The organism is Embleya sp. NPDC005971 (genome assembly GCF_040629175.1).
Taxonomy (GTDB): domain Bacteria; phylum Actinomycetota; class Actinomycetes; order Streptomycetales; family Streptomycetaceae; genus Embleya.
Genome location: NZ_JBEXUX010000046.1, coordinates 38948 through 54469 on the forward strand (window position 1 = coordinate 38948; position 15522 = coordinate 54469).

Consider the following 15522-nt stretch of genomic DNA (forward strand, 5'->3'; position numbering starts at 1 on the left):
TCGGCTCGGGTGGTGTGCCCCGGTGCGCCCGGGGCCGGCGCCGGTGTGCGGTGTTTCATGACCGTCCTCACTCGAAGCGGACCGCGTCGACGCGGTCCCGGTGCCGCAACGCTCCCGCCGCCACCCGTTCGCGCGCGTCCGGCTCGCGACCCCCGGGCGGGACCGGGTCGCCCGGTCCGGGTCCGCCTGCGGCATCGGTCGTGCGACCGATGCCGGAAGGTCCCTCCCCGGGGGGACGCGCGGTCGAGCGGGGGCGAACTACCGTCTGTCCGTGGAACACAGCCGACCGCCCCTCACCCAGCGCCTGACCCTGCGTCACCTGGTCACGCTGGACGCGATCGCCGCCGTCTTCGTCACGGTCGTGGTCAGCCCGGACCCGCGGCGTCTGGACGAACGCGGCCTGCCGCCGGCGCTGTTCGTCCCGGTCGTGATCGCGCTGGCCGCGGCCGTGTTGGTGCGCCGACCGGCTCCGCTGCCGGCCTTCGGGCTCTGCTGCGTGGGATACGCGACCATGGCCACGCACGGCTACGCGAAGTCGCCGCTGATCCCGCTGATCTTCGTGATCTACACGGTGGGCCTGACCCAACCACCGCGGCGATCGGGCGTGCTGGTGGGCACGGCGGCGCTGATGGTGGGCATCGCCCCGCGCCTGGCCGGGTCCGACGAGTCGACCTGGTCCTACCTGACCGGCTGGCTGCCGGCGGAGATCGGGCCGCTGCTGGCCTTCTGGGTGATCGGGGTGACCGTGGGCAAACAACGGGCGTACAACGCGGGCCTGCGCGAGCAGGCCGAACGACGGGCCCGGGCACAGGCGGAGCAGGCACGCCGCACGCTGATCGAGGAGCGGCTGCGGATCGCCCGGGAGATGCACGACGTGGTCGCGCACAGCATGAGCGTGATCGCGGTGCAGGCCGGCGTCGGCCACCACGTGAGCGGCAACCGACCGGACGAGGCGGCCAAGGCGCTCGCCGCGATCGAGACCACCAGCCGCTCGGCACTGCGCGAACTGCGGGCGCTGCTCGGTGTGTTGCGCGAGGAGAAGGCGCCGGCCGACGACCCGTCGACCTTCCACGCGGCGCCCGGTCTCGCCGACGTGCCGGCTCTGGTGGAGAAGACCGGCCGGGCCGGCCTGCGGGTCGCGGTCCGAGTCGAGGGCACCCCGCGCGAGTTGCCCGCCGGGATGGACCGCGCCGCGTACCGGATCATCCAGGAGGCCCTGACCAACGTGGTCAAGCATGCCGGGACCGAGTGCGGCGACGTGCGCATCCACTACGGCGCCGGCGACGTGCGGATCGAGATCACCGACGAGGGTGTCGGCCCGATCGCCGACCTGCCGGGACCGGCCGTGGGCCACGGCCTGGTGGGCATGCGCGAGCGGGTCGCGCTCTACGACGGCGAGTTCCAGGCCGGCCCGGGCATCCGGGGCGGATTCCGGGTGGTCGCCCGGCTGCCGCTGGGGGCGGGCGGATGAACATCCGGGTGTTGGTCGCCGACGACCAGGCGCTGGTCCGGGCGGGCTTTCGGGTCCTGGTCGAGTCCGACCCCGAACTGACCGTGGTGGGCGAGGCCGCGAACGGGGCGCAGGCCGTCGAGTTGATCCGGCGCGAACGACCGGACGTGGTCCTGATGGACATTCAGATGCCGGAGGTGGACGGCATCGAGGCGACCCGGCAGGTACTCGCCGAGGGCCCGCAACCGCCGACCACCCGGGTGCTGGTGCTGACCACGTTCGACCTGGACGAGTACGTGTTTGCCGCACTGCGCGCGGGGGCCAGCGGTTTCCTGCTCAAGGACACCCCGCCCGCCGACCTGCTCGCCGCGATCCGGGTGGTCGCGGCCGGGGACGGTCTGCTCTCGCCCGGCGTCACCCGGCGCCTGATCGAGGAGTTCGCGCAGCGCCCGCTCGCCGCGGTGCGTGCTCCGGCGCTGCTCGGCGGCATCACCGATCGGGAGCGCGAGGTGTTGCACGAGGTGGCGCGTGGCCGGTCCAATGCCGAGATCGCCGAGCGGCTGCACCTGTCGTTGTCCACGACCAAGACCCACGTCAGCCGGCTGCTGCTGAAGCTCGACGCGCGTGATCGGGCCCAGTTGGTGATCGCCGCCTATGAAGGCGGGTTGATGAGTTGAACGCACCGGCGGTCGAGGAGCGAGCCCGTCCGTGGCCTCTCCCCGCCACTGTCGGAAGACGGTCCGGTTCGCGTGACAACGAAGCCGGGCCGTGGAGACAACCGACGCTGTATCGGCTCGGCGACGCGATGCGCGAGGCGCGGCCCCGGACTGAGACATCTACCCCCGTGGGACACCTCGGCTGTTCCCAACTTTCGCGCCTGGCTGCTGCGCCCGACCGACGGACCGGTCCAGGTGATCTCGCGCAGAGGCACCCGCCCGACGGACGGATTCGTCGACATCGCCGCCGCGGGCGAGCGCGATCTGCCGGAAGGGGTGTTGCTGGACGGCGAGTTGGTGGTGTGGCACGACGGCAAGCTCGCGTTCGACCTGCTTCAGAAGCGCATGAACCGCACCCTCGCCGCAGCGGCGCGCGAGGCACCCACGAGCCCCGCGAACTTCGTGGCGTTCGGTCCGGCCGATTCGTAGGCGAGGCGCCGGAGGGTCTTCTCCCGTAGCGGCGCGTCAAGGCGGAAGACGGCATCGACCTGCGCGCGGGTCAGGGCCCGGGTGGTGTCGACCGGGATCTTCGGCCGGACCAGGCCGATGCTCGGGTCAGCGGTGACCCATCCGGCGTCCTGCCACCAAGCGATGCCCGAGCGCAGTGCGGACCGGTGCCGGGCGTAGGTCGCCGGAGCCGGGGTGGTGAACGCCGCCTGCCGCGCCGGCCGGTCCGTCCAGCAACGCGATCGATGCGGCGGCCGCTGAGTCCGGCGTGGCGCCGAGCGCGGTGAAGGTCTCGCGGTACTTCTTCGCGGTGCCCATCGACCGCGCGCCGGGGCCGGCGGTGTGCGCGGCGAGGAACGCTGCGGCCGCGTGGTCGAAAGTCGGCGCGGTCGTCGTCGGCAACTGGTGGATCCGGGCCATCGCGGGCTCCCGGGTCGGTGTCGCAGGAAATGCGTACACGTCGAGGATGCCGGGCGGCACCGACGCAGCGACAGCGCGGCAGGTGAGCGTGGTGCGGCTCCGGAGACCGGGATACGTTGTCGCGGGGAATCCGGCATTCCCCGCGACAACTGCGCGGCCGCCCGGGTGGCGATGATGCGGTGGTTGGTGGACGAGCCCGGCCATGCTGACGGCTGACCGCCTTGGCCCGATGTCGGCGATACCGAGTTCGACGAGGATCGACGTGGCCAGGATGCCGGCTTCAGGACGGTGCCGATGGCCACGAGCGCTTGTGGAATTCGGGGACCCCGAGCCGGCCCAGGGCATCCGGGTCGGTGCAGTCAGCCGGTACGCCGTGGGTGGGTTGACCGGCGAGCGACTGCGCCTGCGGCTGTGCTCCGCCGCACAGATCGTCACGACCGGCCGTCGAACGATCCTGCGGCTCGCCCGCCACTGGCCGTGAACCCACGTGGTCACCGGCGCGGCCGGCCGCCTGGACACACTCCCGAACCCCCGGCTGACCAGCGGCCTTCGAGCACTGCACCACGCGCCCGGGCCGTGGGAGCCGGCGCCCACCCGACGCGACAGCCGGGCCGCCGGCACACCCAAGCACCGGACATCCACACACCCCAGGACACCCACGACCCGCCGGCAAGCTGACGGGCCGTCACGAAACGTCGAGGTTAGGTGATGGGGAAGTCGAAATACGTGTCCGGATACGGTTCGTCCTTCAGGGTGTAGTGCCACCACTCGCGGTCGTAGGAGCTGAAACCGCAGGCCTCCATGATCGCGGAAAGGTGCAGGCGGTTCCTCGCTTCGACCGGTGTGATCCCTGGTGCTCCGTGATGGGAGATCGAGTCCATCAGGTCGTGGTCGCCGCCCATGGGGGCGAGTTCACCGGTGTCCAGGTGGAAGAGCGTGAGGTCGACGGTGGCGCCCCGGCTGTGGCCCGACTTGGCGGCCACGTATCCATGGTCGAACATCTCGGTTCGGTCGATGTTCGGATAATGCCGGGGCTTCGTCCGGCCGTCCTCCGGCTGCTGTGACCAGCGCAGAAAGCAGTCCACGGCGTGTTGCGGGCGGTAGCCGTCCCAGAGGAGCAGGCCGAAGCCGAGGGTCTCGGCCTCTTTTCGTGCTCGGTTCAGGGCCGCGCACAACGCCCTTGTCCCGACGATGCGATTGGCCAGGTAGCCGTCCACCGGCTTGCCGGTGAAGTTGTCCCAGGTGGCGTACTTGGCGTCCCAGCGTATTCCGGGGACGAACTCGTCCGCGAAGACGAAGTCATGGTTCATCGGACTGTTCCCGTCAGGGCCTGCGACACCATCCGGTCGAGCACTTCGGCGAGCGGCAGCCCGGCCGCCGCCATCATGCGCGGGTAGCGGCTGTAGGAGGTCAGGCCGGGCAGCGTGTTGACCTCGTTGAGGATCACTTTTCCGTCGCCCGCGAGGAACATGTCCACCCGTGCCGGCCCCCGGCAGCCCATGGCGCGGTATACGGCCTTTGCGGTGTCCTGGACACGTGCTCGCGACGCCGCCGAGATGTCGGCGGGAACGACGGGTGTCGAGTTCTCGGAGCCGCTTTCCGGCTCGTCCTCCTGGTGGATGCGGAAGAAGCCGTGGGACAGCGCGATGCGGTCGACCTCGCCGGCGATCACGTCCAGGCCGTTCCCCAGGATGGCGCATCCGACCTCGCTGCCGACGACGGCCTGTTCGATCAGCACCTTCGTGTCGTACTGCCTCGCGGATTCCACCGCGCACTGCAGTTCCGACGTCCGGGACACCTTGCTGACGCCGAAGGACGACCCGGAACGGGCCGGCTTCACGAAGACGGGATAGGTGAGCCGGTCGGGGTCGATGTTCTCGTCCGCCGCGACGATCCGGAAGTCCGGGGTGGCGATTCCGGCGCTCCGGGCGACGACGTAGGCGAGGGACTTGTCCATGCACACGGCGGAACTCTGTACGTCGCAGCCCGCGTAGGGGATGCCGGAGAGCTCCAGCAGGCCCTGTATCGCACCGTCCTCGCCCAGCTTGCCGTGCAGCACGGGCAACACGACGTCCAGGCCGATGGTTTCGTATCGCCCCCGGTCCAGCACGAGCAGGCCGCGCACGCCGCTGTCCGGCGCCAGCACGGCCGGACGGGCGCCACCGTTCTCCCAGCCCGGGCCGGGACGGTCGCAGAGCAGCCAGGCGCCGCTCTTCGTGATTCCGATGTAGAACGGCTCGTACTTTTCGGTGTCGAGGCTTCCGGCGACCTCCTGTGCGGATTTGACGGAGATGAAGTGCTCTTCGGAACGGCCCCCGAAGATGATGCCGACCCTGGGCCTAGCCATGCTGGTTCCCGCTCTCGTGTTTCAGGCAGTTGGCCATGGAGTTTTCGACGGTGTCGCGCAGGGCGCGGTCCGTGTAGTAGGCGGTGTGCGGACTGACCAGCACATTCGGAAGTTTTTGCAGTCGCAGCAAGAGATCGCTGCGCAGGGGTTTGTCGCTGCAGTCGGCGTAGAAGATTCCCTCCTCGCCTTCGAGGACGTCCAACGCGGCACCACCCAATCTGCCGCTTTCCAAGGCCGCCACGAGGGCCTCGGTGTCCAGCAGTGCGCCGCGTCCGGTATTGACGATGAAGGCACCGTGCCTCATGTGCCGGATGCGTCGGCGGTCGAGGAGGTGGTGGGTTTCCGCGGTGAGCGGCGTGTGGAGCGTCACCATGTCGCTCCGGCGCAGCAATTCATCGAGGGGGACGTAGTCGGCGGTGGTCTTGGGGCCGGTGTCGTGGGCCAGTATTCGGCAGCCGAAGCCCCGCAGCCTGTCGATGACCGCCGCACCGATGCGTCCGGTTCCGACCACACCCACGGTCAGGTCCCGCAGTTCCTTCCCGCGCACGTCGTGCAGCCGGTAGTCGTGCACGTCCGCGCGGCGAATGACGGATTTCGCGTGGCGTACCGCCATGAGCATGAGCATGAGCGTGTAGTCGGCCACGCTGTCGGGCGAGTAGGTGACATTCTCCACGGAAATGCCGATACTCTCCGCGTACGGCACATCGATGTGGTTGTAGCCGATGCTTCTGGTGGAGACGTACGTGACGCCGGCTCGGCGGAGCTCGAGCAATGTGGAGTTTGCGATCCGGGTCTTGTGTCCGATGCTGATGCATCGGTTTCCGAGTGCCAGGTCGATATTGGCGTCGGATACCGGGGCCTCGGCAATGGTCGGCAGGACACCGAAGGGAGGCGCCAGCTCCCGGAACAATGCGGCCTCGTCGGGCCCGCATCCATATATGGTGATCCCCGTTGTCGCGGCGACCGAGGAGGAAAGCGGCGCCGGCGATCGGGTGCGGCGGGCGCCTGTTCGCGCTGGTTCGCTGTACGTCATGCGTCCCAGTGAAAGCGGCGCGGCGTTGCGCGAGCGTATGCGGTTTTCGATATGCCGACAATAAGCTACTTCTCGATAGCATTTCGTCGGTGTATGGAAATCCGCATACGCTCGCGCAACGCCGCGCCGCTTTCACTGGAGGCATGACCTACCGCGAAGCAACCTCATGATCCCGCTCGGCCTCGACGAGATCGCCGCGATCGTCGGCGGGACGGTCAAGGGCGACTCCTGCGTCACGGTGACCGCGCCGGCCGTACTCGACGGTCGGCAGGCCGAGCCGGGCGGCCTCTTCGTCGCCGTCGCCGGCGAGCGGGTCGACGGCCACGACTACGCCGCCCAGGCCGGCCGGGCCGGTGCAGTGGCCGTGCTCGGCTCCCGGCCCACCGCGCTCCCCACCGTCGTCGTCGAGGACGCCCAGGCCGCGCTGCAAGCCCTCGCCACTCACGTCGTGGCCCGGCTGCGCGACCGGCTGACCGTCGTCGGGCTGACCGGTTCCCAGGGCAAGACCGGCACCAAGGACCTGCTGGCGGCGGTGCTTTCGGGTGCCGCACCAACGGTCGCCACATTCGGCTCGCTCAACAACGAGCTCGGTGTGCCGCTCACCATGCTGCGCGCCGACGCGGCCACCCGCTTCCTCGTCCTCGAGATGGGAGCCCGCCACATCGACGACATCGCCGACCTCACCGCGTTGGCCGCGCCCGACGTCGCCGTCGTCCTCAACGTCGGCCAGGCCCACCTCGGCGAGTTCGGGTCGCGCGCGGCCATCGCCAAAGCCAAGGGCGAGCTGGTGCAGGGGCTGGCGGCCGGCGGCACCGCCGTACTCAACGCCGACGACCCCCGGGTGGCCGCCATGCGCGCGCTCACCGACGGCCCGGTGCTGACCTTCGGCCGGGCGGCGCACGCCGACGTACGAGTGCTCGATGTCGCGCTGGACCGGCTCGGCCGGCCGTCCTGCACGCTGCGGACCGCCGACGCCTCGGCTCCCCTGGCACTGCCGTTCGTCGGCGCCCACCAGGCGTTCAACGCGTCGGCCGCCGTGGCGGCGGGGCTGGCGCTCGGCGTACCGCTCGACGTGGCGACGGCCGCGGCGGCCTCCGCCTCGCTGTCGAAGTGGCGTATGGAGCTGCGCGGCCTCGCGTGCGGCGCGACGCTGCTCAACGACTCCTACAACGCCAACCCCGAGTCGACCCGCGCGGCCCTGGACGCGCTGGCCACGATCGAGGGCGGGCGCCGCATCGCCGTCCTCGGCGAAATGCTGGAGCTCGGTGCCGCCGGCGGGGCCGAGCACCGCGCCATCGGGGAGTACGCCGCCTCCCGGGCCGACGTGGTCGCCGCGGTCGGCGAGGCCGCCCGGCCGATCGCCGACGGCGCGGGCGAGCGGGCGGTGGCACTGACCGACAACGCCGCGGCCGTGGACTGGCTGCGCGGCCGCCTCGCCGCCGACGACGTGGTGCTGGTCAAGGCCTCGCGCGGGGCACGCCTCGACGAGGTCGCCGCGGCGTTGGCGTAGCCGGTTGCTCGGTGGGTCGGCGCCCGGCCGGGGCGCGGGCCGGGCGATCCGTGTACCCGATCCGCCCTCATCGCCCCCGCCGCCGCATGTACAGGTCGAAGGCCCGGTAGACCATCGGCCGCAGCGGCAGGTCCCACTCGCCGGCGTACCTGACCGCCTGACCGCCGGTGCCGACCTTGAACCGGATCAGTCCGACGTGTGGGTCGTCGGAATCGAGGGTGGGGGTGATGCCGCGCAGGTCGTAGACGTCGCAGCCGGCCGCCAGCGCGTCGCGGATCATCGCCCACTGGCAGGCGTTGGAGCCGCGTACCTCGCGCTTGCGGGTGGAGGAGGCGCCGTAGGAGTACCACGCGTGGGCGCCGACGCGGACGAGGATGGTCGCGGCGACCAGGTCGCCCTGGTGGTGGGCCAGGTAGAGCCTGATCCGCTCGGGGTCCTCGGCGCTCATCGCCGCGAACATGGTCTCGAAGTAGCGCAGCGGCCGGGGTCTGAAGCGGTCGCGTTCGGCGGTGTGGACGTAGAGGTCGTGGAACGCCTTCAGGTCCGCAGCGACGCGGCCCGCACCTGCCTGTCCGTCTTCCGCCGAGGCACCTGTCGGTCCCCCGGCGACCGTGACCTCGACGCCTTCCTTGGCGGCCTTCTTGATGTTGCGGCGCCAGAGCTGGTTCATGCCCCCGAGCAGGTCGTCCTCGGTCCTGCCTGCCAGCGGGATCTCGTACTTGAACTGCGGATGCCCGACCCCGAAGCCGTTCTCGGGGCTCTGCGGCAGCCAGCCGGCGTCCCTGAGGCCGGCGGCCACGCGGGCGCCGACCGGATGGGCCTGCCAGGTGGGCATGTCGGTGAGCCGCTTGCTGCCCGGGTCGGCGATGCCCTCCTTGACCTGGGCGGCACTCCAGGCATCCGTGCGCACGGGCGGTCCGAGCCGGATCGCGAACGCGCCGTGCGCCTTGAGGTGGGCCGCCAACGGGTCGAGCCACGCGCCGATGTCGCCGGTCCAGTCGATGGCCGGGCCTTCGGGCAGGTAGGCCAGCGTGTAGCGCTCCAGCCGCGGCACCGGGCGGTGCAGCACGAGCCCGGCGCCGACCAGCCGCCGCCCGTCGTACCAGCCGAGGGACTCGCTGCGCCATTCGGTCTTGACCTGGCCCCACGCCGGGGTCTGCAGGAAGCTGACCGACCGCTGGGTCCGGACGAACGCCAAGTGCTCGGCGTCGCTGATCGGCCGGATGCTCGGACGCATACCCGCCGGTCGTGCCGGTTCGCTGTGGTTCATCCGCCCAGTCGACTCGCTGCGGTGTTGTCGGCGCGTATCCGGTTTTCGATACGCCGACGATACGCGTCGCCTCGTAGCCTCGGAGCGTGCGTGTGTTGATCGTCGAGGACGAACCCCTGATGGCGGAGGCGATCCGCGATGGTCTGCGCCTGGAGGCGATCGCCGGCGATATCGCGGGGGACGGGGACACCGCCCTGGAGCTGCTGAGCGTCAACGCGTACGACATCGCCGTCCTCGACCGGGACATCCCCGGCCCCGACGGCGACGAGATCACCCGGCGCATCGTCGCCTCCGGCAGCGGCATGCCGATCCTCATGCTTACCGCCGCCGACCGGCTGGACGACAAGACCACCGGGTTCGAACTCGGCGCCGACGACTACCTCACGAAGCCGTTCGAACTCCGGGAACTCGTGCTCAGGCTCAGGGCACTCGACCGCAGGCGGGCGTACAGCAGGCCGCCGGTGCGCGAGATCGCGGGCCTGCGGCTGGACGCGTTCCGCCGCCAGGTCTACCGCGACGGCCGCTACGTCGCGCTCACCCGGAAGCAGTTCGCCGTACTCGAAGTGCTCGTCGCCGCCGAAGGCGGTGTGGTCAGCGCCGAAGAGCTCCTGGAGCGGGCCTGGGACAGCAACGCCGACCCCTTCACCAACGCCGTCCGCATCACCATCTCCGCGTTGCGCAAACGTCTCGGCGAACCGTGGCTGATCGCCACGGTGCCCGGTGTCGGCTACCGAATCGACACCGGCACGGACACCCTGGACACCCCCGGACCCGGCGGCACTCATGCATAGACGAGCGGGGCTCAGCGCCCGGCTGAAGCTCACCTTCAGCTACGCCGGATTCGTCCTCGTCGCCGGCACCCTCATGCTGGCCGTGTTCTGGGTGTTCGTACTGCGCTGGGTGCCGACCCGCACCCACCCGGACGAGTACAAGCAGGAGCACGACTCGGTGATCATCGTCACCGGGCCCGGCCGCTCCGAACTCATGCGCGGCTTCACCCCTGCCGCCGTCGCGGCGCTGGCCTTCCTCCTCGTGTTCGGCCTCGTGGGGGGATGGATCCTCGCCGGACGCATGCTCGCACCGCTCACCCGGATCGCGGACGCGGCGCGGATGGCCTCGCACGGATCACTGACCCACCGGATCCGTCTGGCGGGCCCCAACGACGAGTTCCGCGAACTCGCCGACGTTTTCGACACGATGCTCGCGCAGCTCGAAGCACACGTCGCCGAACAACAGAGATTCGCGGCCAACGCCTCCCACGAACTGCGCACCCCGCTGGCGATCGCGCAGACACTTCTCGACGTCGCCCGCAACGATCCGGACCACGATGCCGCCGAACTCATCGAACGTCTCCACTCCGTCAACACCCGGGCGATCGACCTCACCGAGGCGCTGCTCCTGCTCAGCCGCGCCGGCCGGCGGTCCTTCACCCTCGAATCCGGCGACCTGTCCCTGATGGCGGAGGAGACCGTCGAAACTCTCCTCCCCCTGGCCGAGAAGCACGACGTCACCCTCGAGACCTCCGGCGACGTCACCCCTGCCCTCGGCTCACCCGCGCTCCTGCTGCAACTGACCACGAACCTCGTGCACAACGCGATCGTCCACAATCTGCCCGACCACGGCACCGTGTGGGTGCATACGAGCCTTCGCCCCGACGCCGCGGTCCTCGCCGTCGAGAACACCGGCGGGATGGTCACCCCGGAACTGGCCTCGACACTCACCGAACCGTTCCAGCGCGGCACCGAGCGCCTCCACGCCGACCACGCGGGCGTCGGCCTCGGCCTGACCATCGTCAAGACCATCACGCGCGCACACAACGGAACCCTCACGCTCACCCCGCGCCCCACTGGCGGGCTCCGCATCACCGTGGAACTCCCACCGGCCGTGCCCGCCGCCGAGGTCGTCCGCCTCTGAGCCCGAGCGGCGCCGAAGCCGTTCTTCGCTATCGCCATGGGCGACTGAATCGTTCGGTGGGTCCGCGGGCGGCGCGCCGCGGAACGATCCGGCCGTCCACGATCCAGCCGGGAGTGCCGGATCCCGGGCCGACGCCGGCCGCCTCGCCGCCTCCGAGCCCGCGGTCGGCGCGGTGGCGATGGCCCGCTACCGGATACTTGCGCCGTACCTGGACGGGCGGATGTCGCCGGCGGCGGCCGCGGCCGCCGCCGGGGAGCGCCGACGGCCCGGCGGGCATGGCCCGTTCGGGGAGCCGGGGCGCCGGGGGCCCTCCGCGCGGATGCCGTGCCCGGCGACGGCGTCCCGAGGCCGAGTCGCATGCCCCGACGGGTACGGCGTGCGGAAGGTCTCGGGGGAACGCCCGTGGGACGACGTCGACATCGGATTTCCCTCCGCGTTCGACGCCCGGCCGACGACATGTACCGTTTCGGTCCACCCGCGCACCGCCCTCTCCCTCGTGGCGCTCCGCGCCGAGGCGCCCGCTTGTGCGGGTGGGGAGGCGGTCGAACACGCGCTGCCGCGGCGGGCATTCGGCCGGCGGGTCTCGATCACGTCGAACGAGCGTCCCATCCGAACCCGGCTGAGCCGTGTCCGGATGGGCGGGTGGGGCGGTCAGGGGCAGATGGCGAGGACGACGGAGACCACGGTGCAAGTGGCGGTGGCGCTGTCGTTGGCGGAGTTGGGGTCGGCAGGCGCGGACGCGGTGCGCGTGCCGGTGACGGAGACGTGTCCCAACGACAGCAGGTGCAGCGGGACGCGGAACGACTTGGCGGAGTTGGAACCGTTGGCGATGGCGCCGTAGGAACAGGTCACGGTGTCGGTGGTCGTGGTGCATCCGGGCGAAAGGTCGGTGGCGGTCGCGCCGGTGGGCAGCGTGGCGGTGAGGGTGGCCGAGGTGACGGCGTCGGGTCCGGTGTTGTGCGCGGTCAGCGTGTAGGTCAGGTACGGCACCAGGATGCCCAGGTGTGGCTGCGCGGTGACGTCGACGTCGATGTCGGCCTTGGGGTTGGGGAAGGTGAAGACGACGAGGCCGTTGCCGGCGTTGACGCCGTCGGTGACCGAGGAAGGTGAACCGGGAACGGTTCCGGACACCAGGCTGGAGCCGCCGCCCCCGCTGCCGCCGGCACCACCGGTCTGCCCCCCTCCGGGGACGACGTTCACGCCGCCGCCACCACCGGCACCGCCGGAGCCGTAGCCCGCGCCGCCCTGGCCGCCGTAGCCGGCGCCGTCGTAGATGTTGGGGCTGGGGAACCCTCCGGCCGCGTTCGGCCACGCGCCCGGGTTGCCCGCGCTGGGTCCGGGGGTTTGTCCGGCGCCCGCTCCCGTGCCGCCGGCGCCGCCCGCGGTCGCGCTCCCGGCGCCGCCGCCTCCCCCTCCCCCTCCGACGGAGTCGCCGGCACCGGCGGACCCGGCGGCACCGCTGTCGCCGCCGGGCGTGCCCGGGAAGGCGGGGGTCGCGACACCGGGCCCGCCCGCGCCGCCGCCGGAACCGGCGGTCAGCAGACGGGTGCCGCCGGAGTCGGTGACCGCGACAAGGCCACCGCCGAGACCGGAGGAACCGCGGTAGCCGCTCAGGCGTCCCCCGCGGGAGCCGACGACGACGTTGAGTGTGGTGCCCGCGGTCACGGCCAGGGTCGCCTCGACATGGGCGCCCTTGCCGCCGGGTACTCCGTCGGCCGAGGCGCCGCCGCCCGCGCCGTCGAGGACGACCTGCCCGAAGGTGACGTCGGCCGGCACGGTCAGGCTGCCGGTGCCGCCGGCCGTGCAGGTGATCGTGGTGGTGGTCGCGGTCACCACGGGGACGGCGCACACTCCGGCGGCCGACGCCGGGGACGCCGCCAGAGCCACCAGGCCCCCGCACAACAGCGCACACGAGGAGACGACGGCGCCCAGGCGCCGCCGCGTTCGCGGTAGACGTAAGTGGGACGAAACGGTCGTGGACATGAGCTCGAGGCCCCTTCCGGCATATCGACACCGCTGCGGCCCGGAGTCCGAGTGGCCCCGCATCCCCCATCGGTGCGATCGCGCCCGCACGACGGCCCCGACGAGAGCGACGGCGCGCAACACCGCCCATCCGCCGTCGTGGGGCCCTCCGCCTCACGATGACACGCGAACCCAGTTGTTCGCGGCGGAACCGGCATACGAGGTGCGCACCGACGCGACCCCTCACACACGGAGGCAACCTGACACGGATCCGGGCCGGATACCGCGCCTCCGGCGCTCCCGTGGTGGCGTGATCGGTGACGAGGCCCCAACCACGCCCGACGGCGGCACCCGCCGGGGCAGAATCGCGAACGCTCCTGGCAAATCGGCGGGTTCCACAAGGAAGAGCAACCGCGGAGCGTACGGTGTGTCGCACAGTCGGGGCGCCTGCGGACGCGTCACCGGAGCCGCATGTCGCCGATCGTCAATCGCGACCTCGATCGGCCGATGTTCCTCCCTGTGCCCCGACACGACCGTGAAAGACCTCGCACCGACCGAGGGGGCGACCGGCGATGGCACGCTACACACCGATCAGGTGGACGCGATACAGCCCGGACCACCACCGCAAGAACACTGTCGCCCACCGGGAACGATGCAGCCTGCACGGCAGCGACTGCACCGAGCCACCCGTCGCGTCGATGATCGGAAGGGACCGCAGCGGCAAGGACGTCCGCTTGGCGCTCTGCGCCCGCGGACAGGACGAGTACGCACTGGCGGACATACCCACCGGCTGGTGAGCGGGAGCGTCGCGGATGCGGTGGACGCGGCAGCGGTGTTCGCCGCCGATGATGCCGACCGCGACCGGGGCGCCGCAGTCGAACGGATCGGCGGTCACCGGTTCAAGCGGGACACCGCCACCTCGGATCACCCGCAACCGGGACGTCACCGGCACACCTTCCTCGCACCCGACCCGTCAAGGCGGCACCCGGAGATTCCGAGCACCAGCGCGAAGACCAACGAAGACGGCGGGAGAGGGATGCGGGCCGGTTGCGGCGGCAACCCCTGAGAGCGAAGATCCGCCGAGCCGGCGGATCCTTCGGGACGTCGTCGCCGATCGTCCGCCGCAGCCTCGACCGCCGCATGCAGCGGTGTTGTTCGAGTCCTCGGACGCCTCGTTCCGAAACGACACGCTCTTCCCGGGCGACGCCCACAACGAGTTCCTCCGCCAGGCAAGGTCGGAACGGCCCGCGCAGGGCCACACGCCAGGCAATGACGCGGCCCCGAGGACGGGGAAGCCGTGACGTCCACACCACAAGGCATCATCGCCCCGAAACACCCGCCTCAGCCGTGCCGTCGAAATCGGCGAACATCCTTGGCCCTGATGATCGTCTGCTGCCGTCGAACCCATCGCCAAATGCTCCTCCTGGAAGTGGACGAAGCCATTACGCCGGAGAACGCGGTGGGCGTCCGGACCTGGGAGGACTACCTCGGAACTCCGATACCCGGGCGATATCGCGACTCAGGCATCGAAGTGGGTGGGTGCGAACACCGCGTCCGTGCCGTGCAGGCGCCCGAGTTTGACGATCATCCACACCGCCGCGGCCCAGGGCGCCGCGGCGGCCGGGACGGCGAGGAGGATGTCCGTGCTGCCGTCCGGGTGGCCGAGTACCAGGGGCAGCAGCAGCGCGCCGCCCGCGCCGAGGATCAGCATGGCCGGCAGGTGCACACGCGGATGGAAGATCCGCAGGCGGCCGATGTTCACGGTGGCGAAGCCGCCGGCGAGGACGAGCGTGAGAACGCCGGTGAACGCCCATATGAAGATCATCGGGAAGGTGGTGTCGAAGAACCCGTACGGGTCGTCGTGGACGCCGAGTTCCGGGTGATCGGCGGCATAGACCAGATGTGCGGCGCGACCAGGGGCGGGCGCATCGAGCGTGCGCACCCCCGACACGGTGACACTGCGCGGGCCGTCGGTGAACGGGACGGTGACGGTGACCGTGGCGGCGTACTGGTCCTGCTCGTTGATGCTCGTGCCGGTTCGGCGCGCCGTGCCGACGACGCTGTCGATGGGCAGGGTGTGGCGTCCGCCGCCGGCCTCGCGGACCTCGGCCACGCGGCGCCCGTACTCGCCGTCGGGTCCGATCACCTGGATCAGCGCGGCACCGCTGCCGAGGCCGACGACGACGGCGAGGCCGATGCGTACGGGCCAGGCGGAGCCGGGACGCGCCTGGCGGGAGGTGTCCGGCTTGTCGAGGTCCACACGCGCGATACCGCGCCGGTCGGACGCGGACAACGCGGCCCAGGCGACGGCGAACGCCGGCGCCGCGACGGCCGGATACAGCATTGCGCCCTTGGGCGGGACGAGGAAGAGCGGCAGATTGCCGACGACCACGGCCACCACCGCGCACAGGAGCGCCAGGCGCCCACATATTTGCTTCATAAGCGTCACGCGC

General features: G+C 71.2%; 15 protein-coding genes. 8 read left to right on the top strand and 7 right to left on the bottom strand.

Annotation, left to right across the window (positions count from 1 at the left end; translation table 11 throughout):
• Positions 1 to 271: 271 nt before the first annotated feature.
• The 3 genes from ABZ374_RS32450 to ABZ374_RS32460 all read left to right on the top strand — a co-directional run bounded on the left by ABZ374_RS32450 (position 272) and on the right by ABZ374_RS32460 (position 2595).
• Entirely contained in the window at positions 272 to 1471 is a 1200-nt protein-coding gene (locus tag ABZ374_RS32450) for a sensor histidine kinase (RefSeq protein ID WP_360317875.1), read from the top strand.
• A complete protein-coding gene (locus tag ABZ374_RS32455) occupies positions 1468 to 2127 on the top strand; it encodes a response regulator transcription factor (protein WP_360317877.1) in 660 nt (219 codons plus the stop codon). The genes ABZ374_RS32450 and ABZ374_RS32455 overlap by 4 nt, the downstream gene beginning before the upstream one ends.
• Positions 2128 to 2361: 234 nt before the next feature.
• Positions 2362 to 2595 carry a hypothetical protein gene (locus tag ABZ374_RS32460; protein WP_360317880.1) on the top strand — a complete coding sequence of 78 codons (234 nt, stop codon included), beginning with the start codon at positions 2362 to 2364 and terminating at the stop codon, positions 2593 to 2595.
• 126 nt (positions 2596 to 2721) lie between these two features.
• Here the strand turns inward: ABZ374_RS32460 and ABZ374_RS32465 are convergent, their stop codons facing one another.
• The gene (locus ABZ374_RS32465) at positions 2722 to 3033 is read right to left on the bottom strand and encodes a hypothetical protein (RefSeq protein ID WP_360317882.1); all 312 of its coding nucleotides are present in this window, start codon (positions 3031 to 3033) and stop codon (positions 2722 to 2724) included.
• A gap of 310 nt (positions 3034 to 3343) precedes the next feature.
• On the opposite strand from ABZ374_RS32465, the gene ABZ374_RS32470 reads away from it, so the two are divergent.
• Entirely contained in the window at positions 3344 to 3514 is a 171-nt protein-coding gene (locus ABZ374_RS32470; protein ID WP_360317993.1) for a hypothetical protein, read from the top strand.
• A 220-nt stretch (positions 3515 to 3734) separates the two neighbouring features.
• On the opposite strand, the gene vanX is transcribed toward ABZ374_RS32470, so the two are convergent.
• Genes vanX through ABZ374_RS32485 form a run of 3 tightly spaced genes read right to left on the bottom strand, consistent with a single transcriptional unit; the run spans position 3735 to position 6413 of the window.
• On the bottom strand, positions 3735 to 4343 hold the full coding sequence (gene vanX / locus ABZ374_RS32475) for a D-Ala-D-Ala dipeptidase VanX (protein ID WP_360317884.1): 609 nt from the start codon (positions 4341 to 4343) through the stop codon (positions 3735 to 3737).
• Positions 4340 to 5380, bottom strand: a complete 1041-nt coding sequence (gene vanA, locus ABZ374_RS32480) for a D-alanine--(R)-lactate ligase (RefSeq protein WP_360317886.1) — start codon at positions 5378 to 5380, stop codon at positions 4340 to 4342. Before vanA ends, vanX begins: the two co-directional genes overlap by 4 nt.
• Positions 5373 to 6413, bottom strand: coding sequence for a D-isomer specific 2-hydroxyacid dehydrogenase family protein (locus ABZ374_RS32485; RefSeq protein ID WP_360317888.1), 1041 nt, complete (start codon positions 6411 to 6413; stop codon positions 5373 to 5375). The genes vanA and ABZ374_RS32485 overlap by 8 nt, the downstream gene beginning before the upstream one ends.
• A 166-nt stretch (positions 6414 to 6579) precedes the next feature.
• On the opposite strand from ABZ374_RS32485, the gene murF reads away from it, so the two are divergent.
• Positions 6580 to 7923: a UDP-N-acetylmuramoyl-tripeptide--D-alanyl-D-alanine ligase gene (gene murF, locus ABZ374_RS32490; protein ID WP_360317890.1), complete on the top strand. Its 1344-nt coding sequence runs from the start codon at positions 6580 to 6582 to the stop codon at positions 7921 to 7923.
• 67 nt (positions 7924 to 7990) lie between these two features.
• Here the strand turns inward: murF and ABZ374_RS32495 are convergent, their stop codons facing one another.
• Positions 7991 to 9193 (bottom strand): peptidoglycan bridge formation glycyltransferase FemA/FemB family protein, encoded by a 1203-nt coding sequence (locus tag ABZ374_RS32495; protein ID WP_360317893.1) that lies wholly within the window; start codon positions 9191 to 9193, stop codon positions 7991 to 7993.
• 86 nt (positions 9194 to 9279) lie between these two features.
• On the opposite strand from ABZ374_RS32495, the gene ABZ374_RS32500 reads away from it, so the two are divergent.
• On the top strand, positions 9280 to 9984 hold the full coding sequence (locus ABZ374_RS32500; protein ID WP_360317895.1) for a response regulator transcription factor: 705 nt from the start codon (positions 9280 to 9282) through the stop codon (positions 9982 to 9984).
• Positions 9977 to 11107 (top strand): HAMP domain-containing sensor histidine kinase, encoded by a 1131-nt coding sequence (locus ABZ374_RS32505; protein WP_360317897.1) that lies wholly within the window; start codon positions 9977 to 9979, stop codon positions 11105 to 11107. Before ABZ374_RS32500 ends, ABZ374_RS32505 begins: the two co-directional genes overlap by 8 nt.
• 651 nt (positions 11108 to 11758) lie before the next feature.
• Here the strand turns inward: ABZ374_RS32505 and ABZ374_RS32510 are convergent.
• A complete protein-coding gene (locus ABZ374_RS32510; RefSeq protein ID WP_360317899.1) occupies positions 11759 to 12940 on the bottom strand; it encodes a hypothetical protein in 1182 nt (393 codons plus the stop codon).
• Positions 12941 to 13641: 701 nt separating this feature from the next.
• Between ABZ374_RS32510 and ABZ374_RS32515 the strand changes: the two genes are divergently transcribed.
• The gene (locus ABZ374_RS32515; protein ID WP_360317901.1) at positions 13642 to 13866 is read left to right on the top strand and encodes a hypothetical protein; all 225 of its coding nucleotides are present in this window, start codon (positions 13642 to 13644) and stop codon (positions 13864 to 13866) included.
• Between the two features lie 722 nt (positions 13867 to 14588).
• Here the strand turns inward: ABZ374_RS32515 and ABZ374_RS32520 are convergent.
• Entirely contained in the window at positions 14589 to 15518 is a 930-nt protein-coding gene (locus tag ABZ374_RS32520) for a hypothetical protein (protein WP_360317903.1), read from the bottom strand.
• Positions 15519 to 15522 lie beyond the last annotated feature (4 nt).

Coding starts and splice junctions, on each gene's coding strand:
- ABZ374_RS32465 (WP_360317882.1), bottom strand. CDS start 3,033: ATGGCCCGGATCCACCAGTTGCCGACGACGACCGCGCCGACTTTCGAC.
- vanX (WP_360317884.1), bottom strand. CDS start 4,343: ATGAACCATGACTTCGTCTTCGCGGACGAGTTCGTCCCCGGAATACGC.
- ABZ374_RS32485 (WP_360317888.1), bottom strand. CDS start 6,413: ATGACGTACAGCGAACCAGCGCGAACAGGCGCCCGCCGCACCCGATCG.
- ABZ374_RS32455 (WP_360317877.1), top strand. CDS start 1,468: ATGAACATCCGGGTGTTGGTCGCCGACGACCAGGCGCTGGTCCGGGCG.
- ABZ374_RS32495 (WP_360317893.1), bottom strand. CDS start 9,193: ATGAACCACAGCGAACCGGCACGACCGGCGGGTATGCGTCCGAGCATC.
- vanA (WP_360317886.1), bottom strand. CDS start 5,380: ATGGCTAGGCCCAGGGTCGGCATCATCTTCGGGGGCCGTTCCGAAGAG.
- murF (WP_360317890.1), top strand. CDS start 6,580: ATGATCCCGCTCGGCCTCGACGAGATCGCCGCGATCGTCGGCGGGACG.
- ABZ374_RS32505 (WP_360317897.1), top strand. CDS start 9,977: ATGCATAGACGAGCGGGGCTCAGCGCCCGGCTGAAGCTCACCTTCAGC.
- ABZ374_RS32515 (WP_360317901.1), top strand. CDS start 13,642: ATGGCACGCTACACACCGATCAGGTGGACGCGATACAGCCCGGACCAC.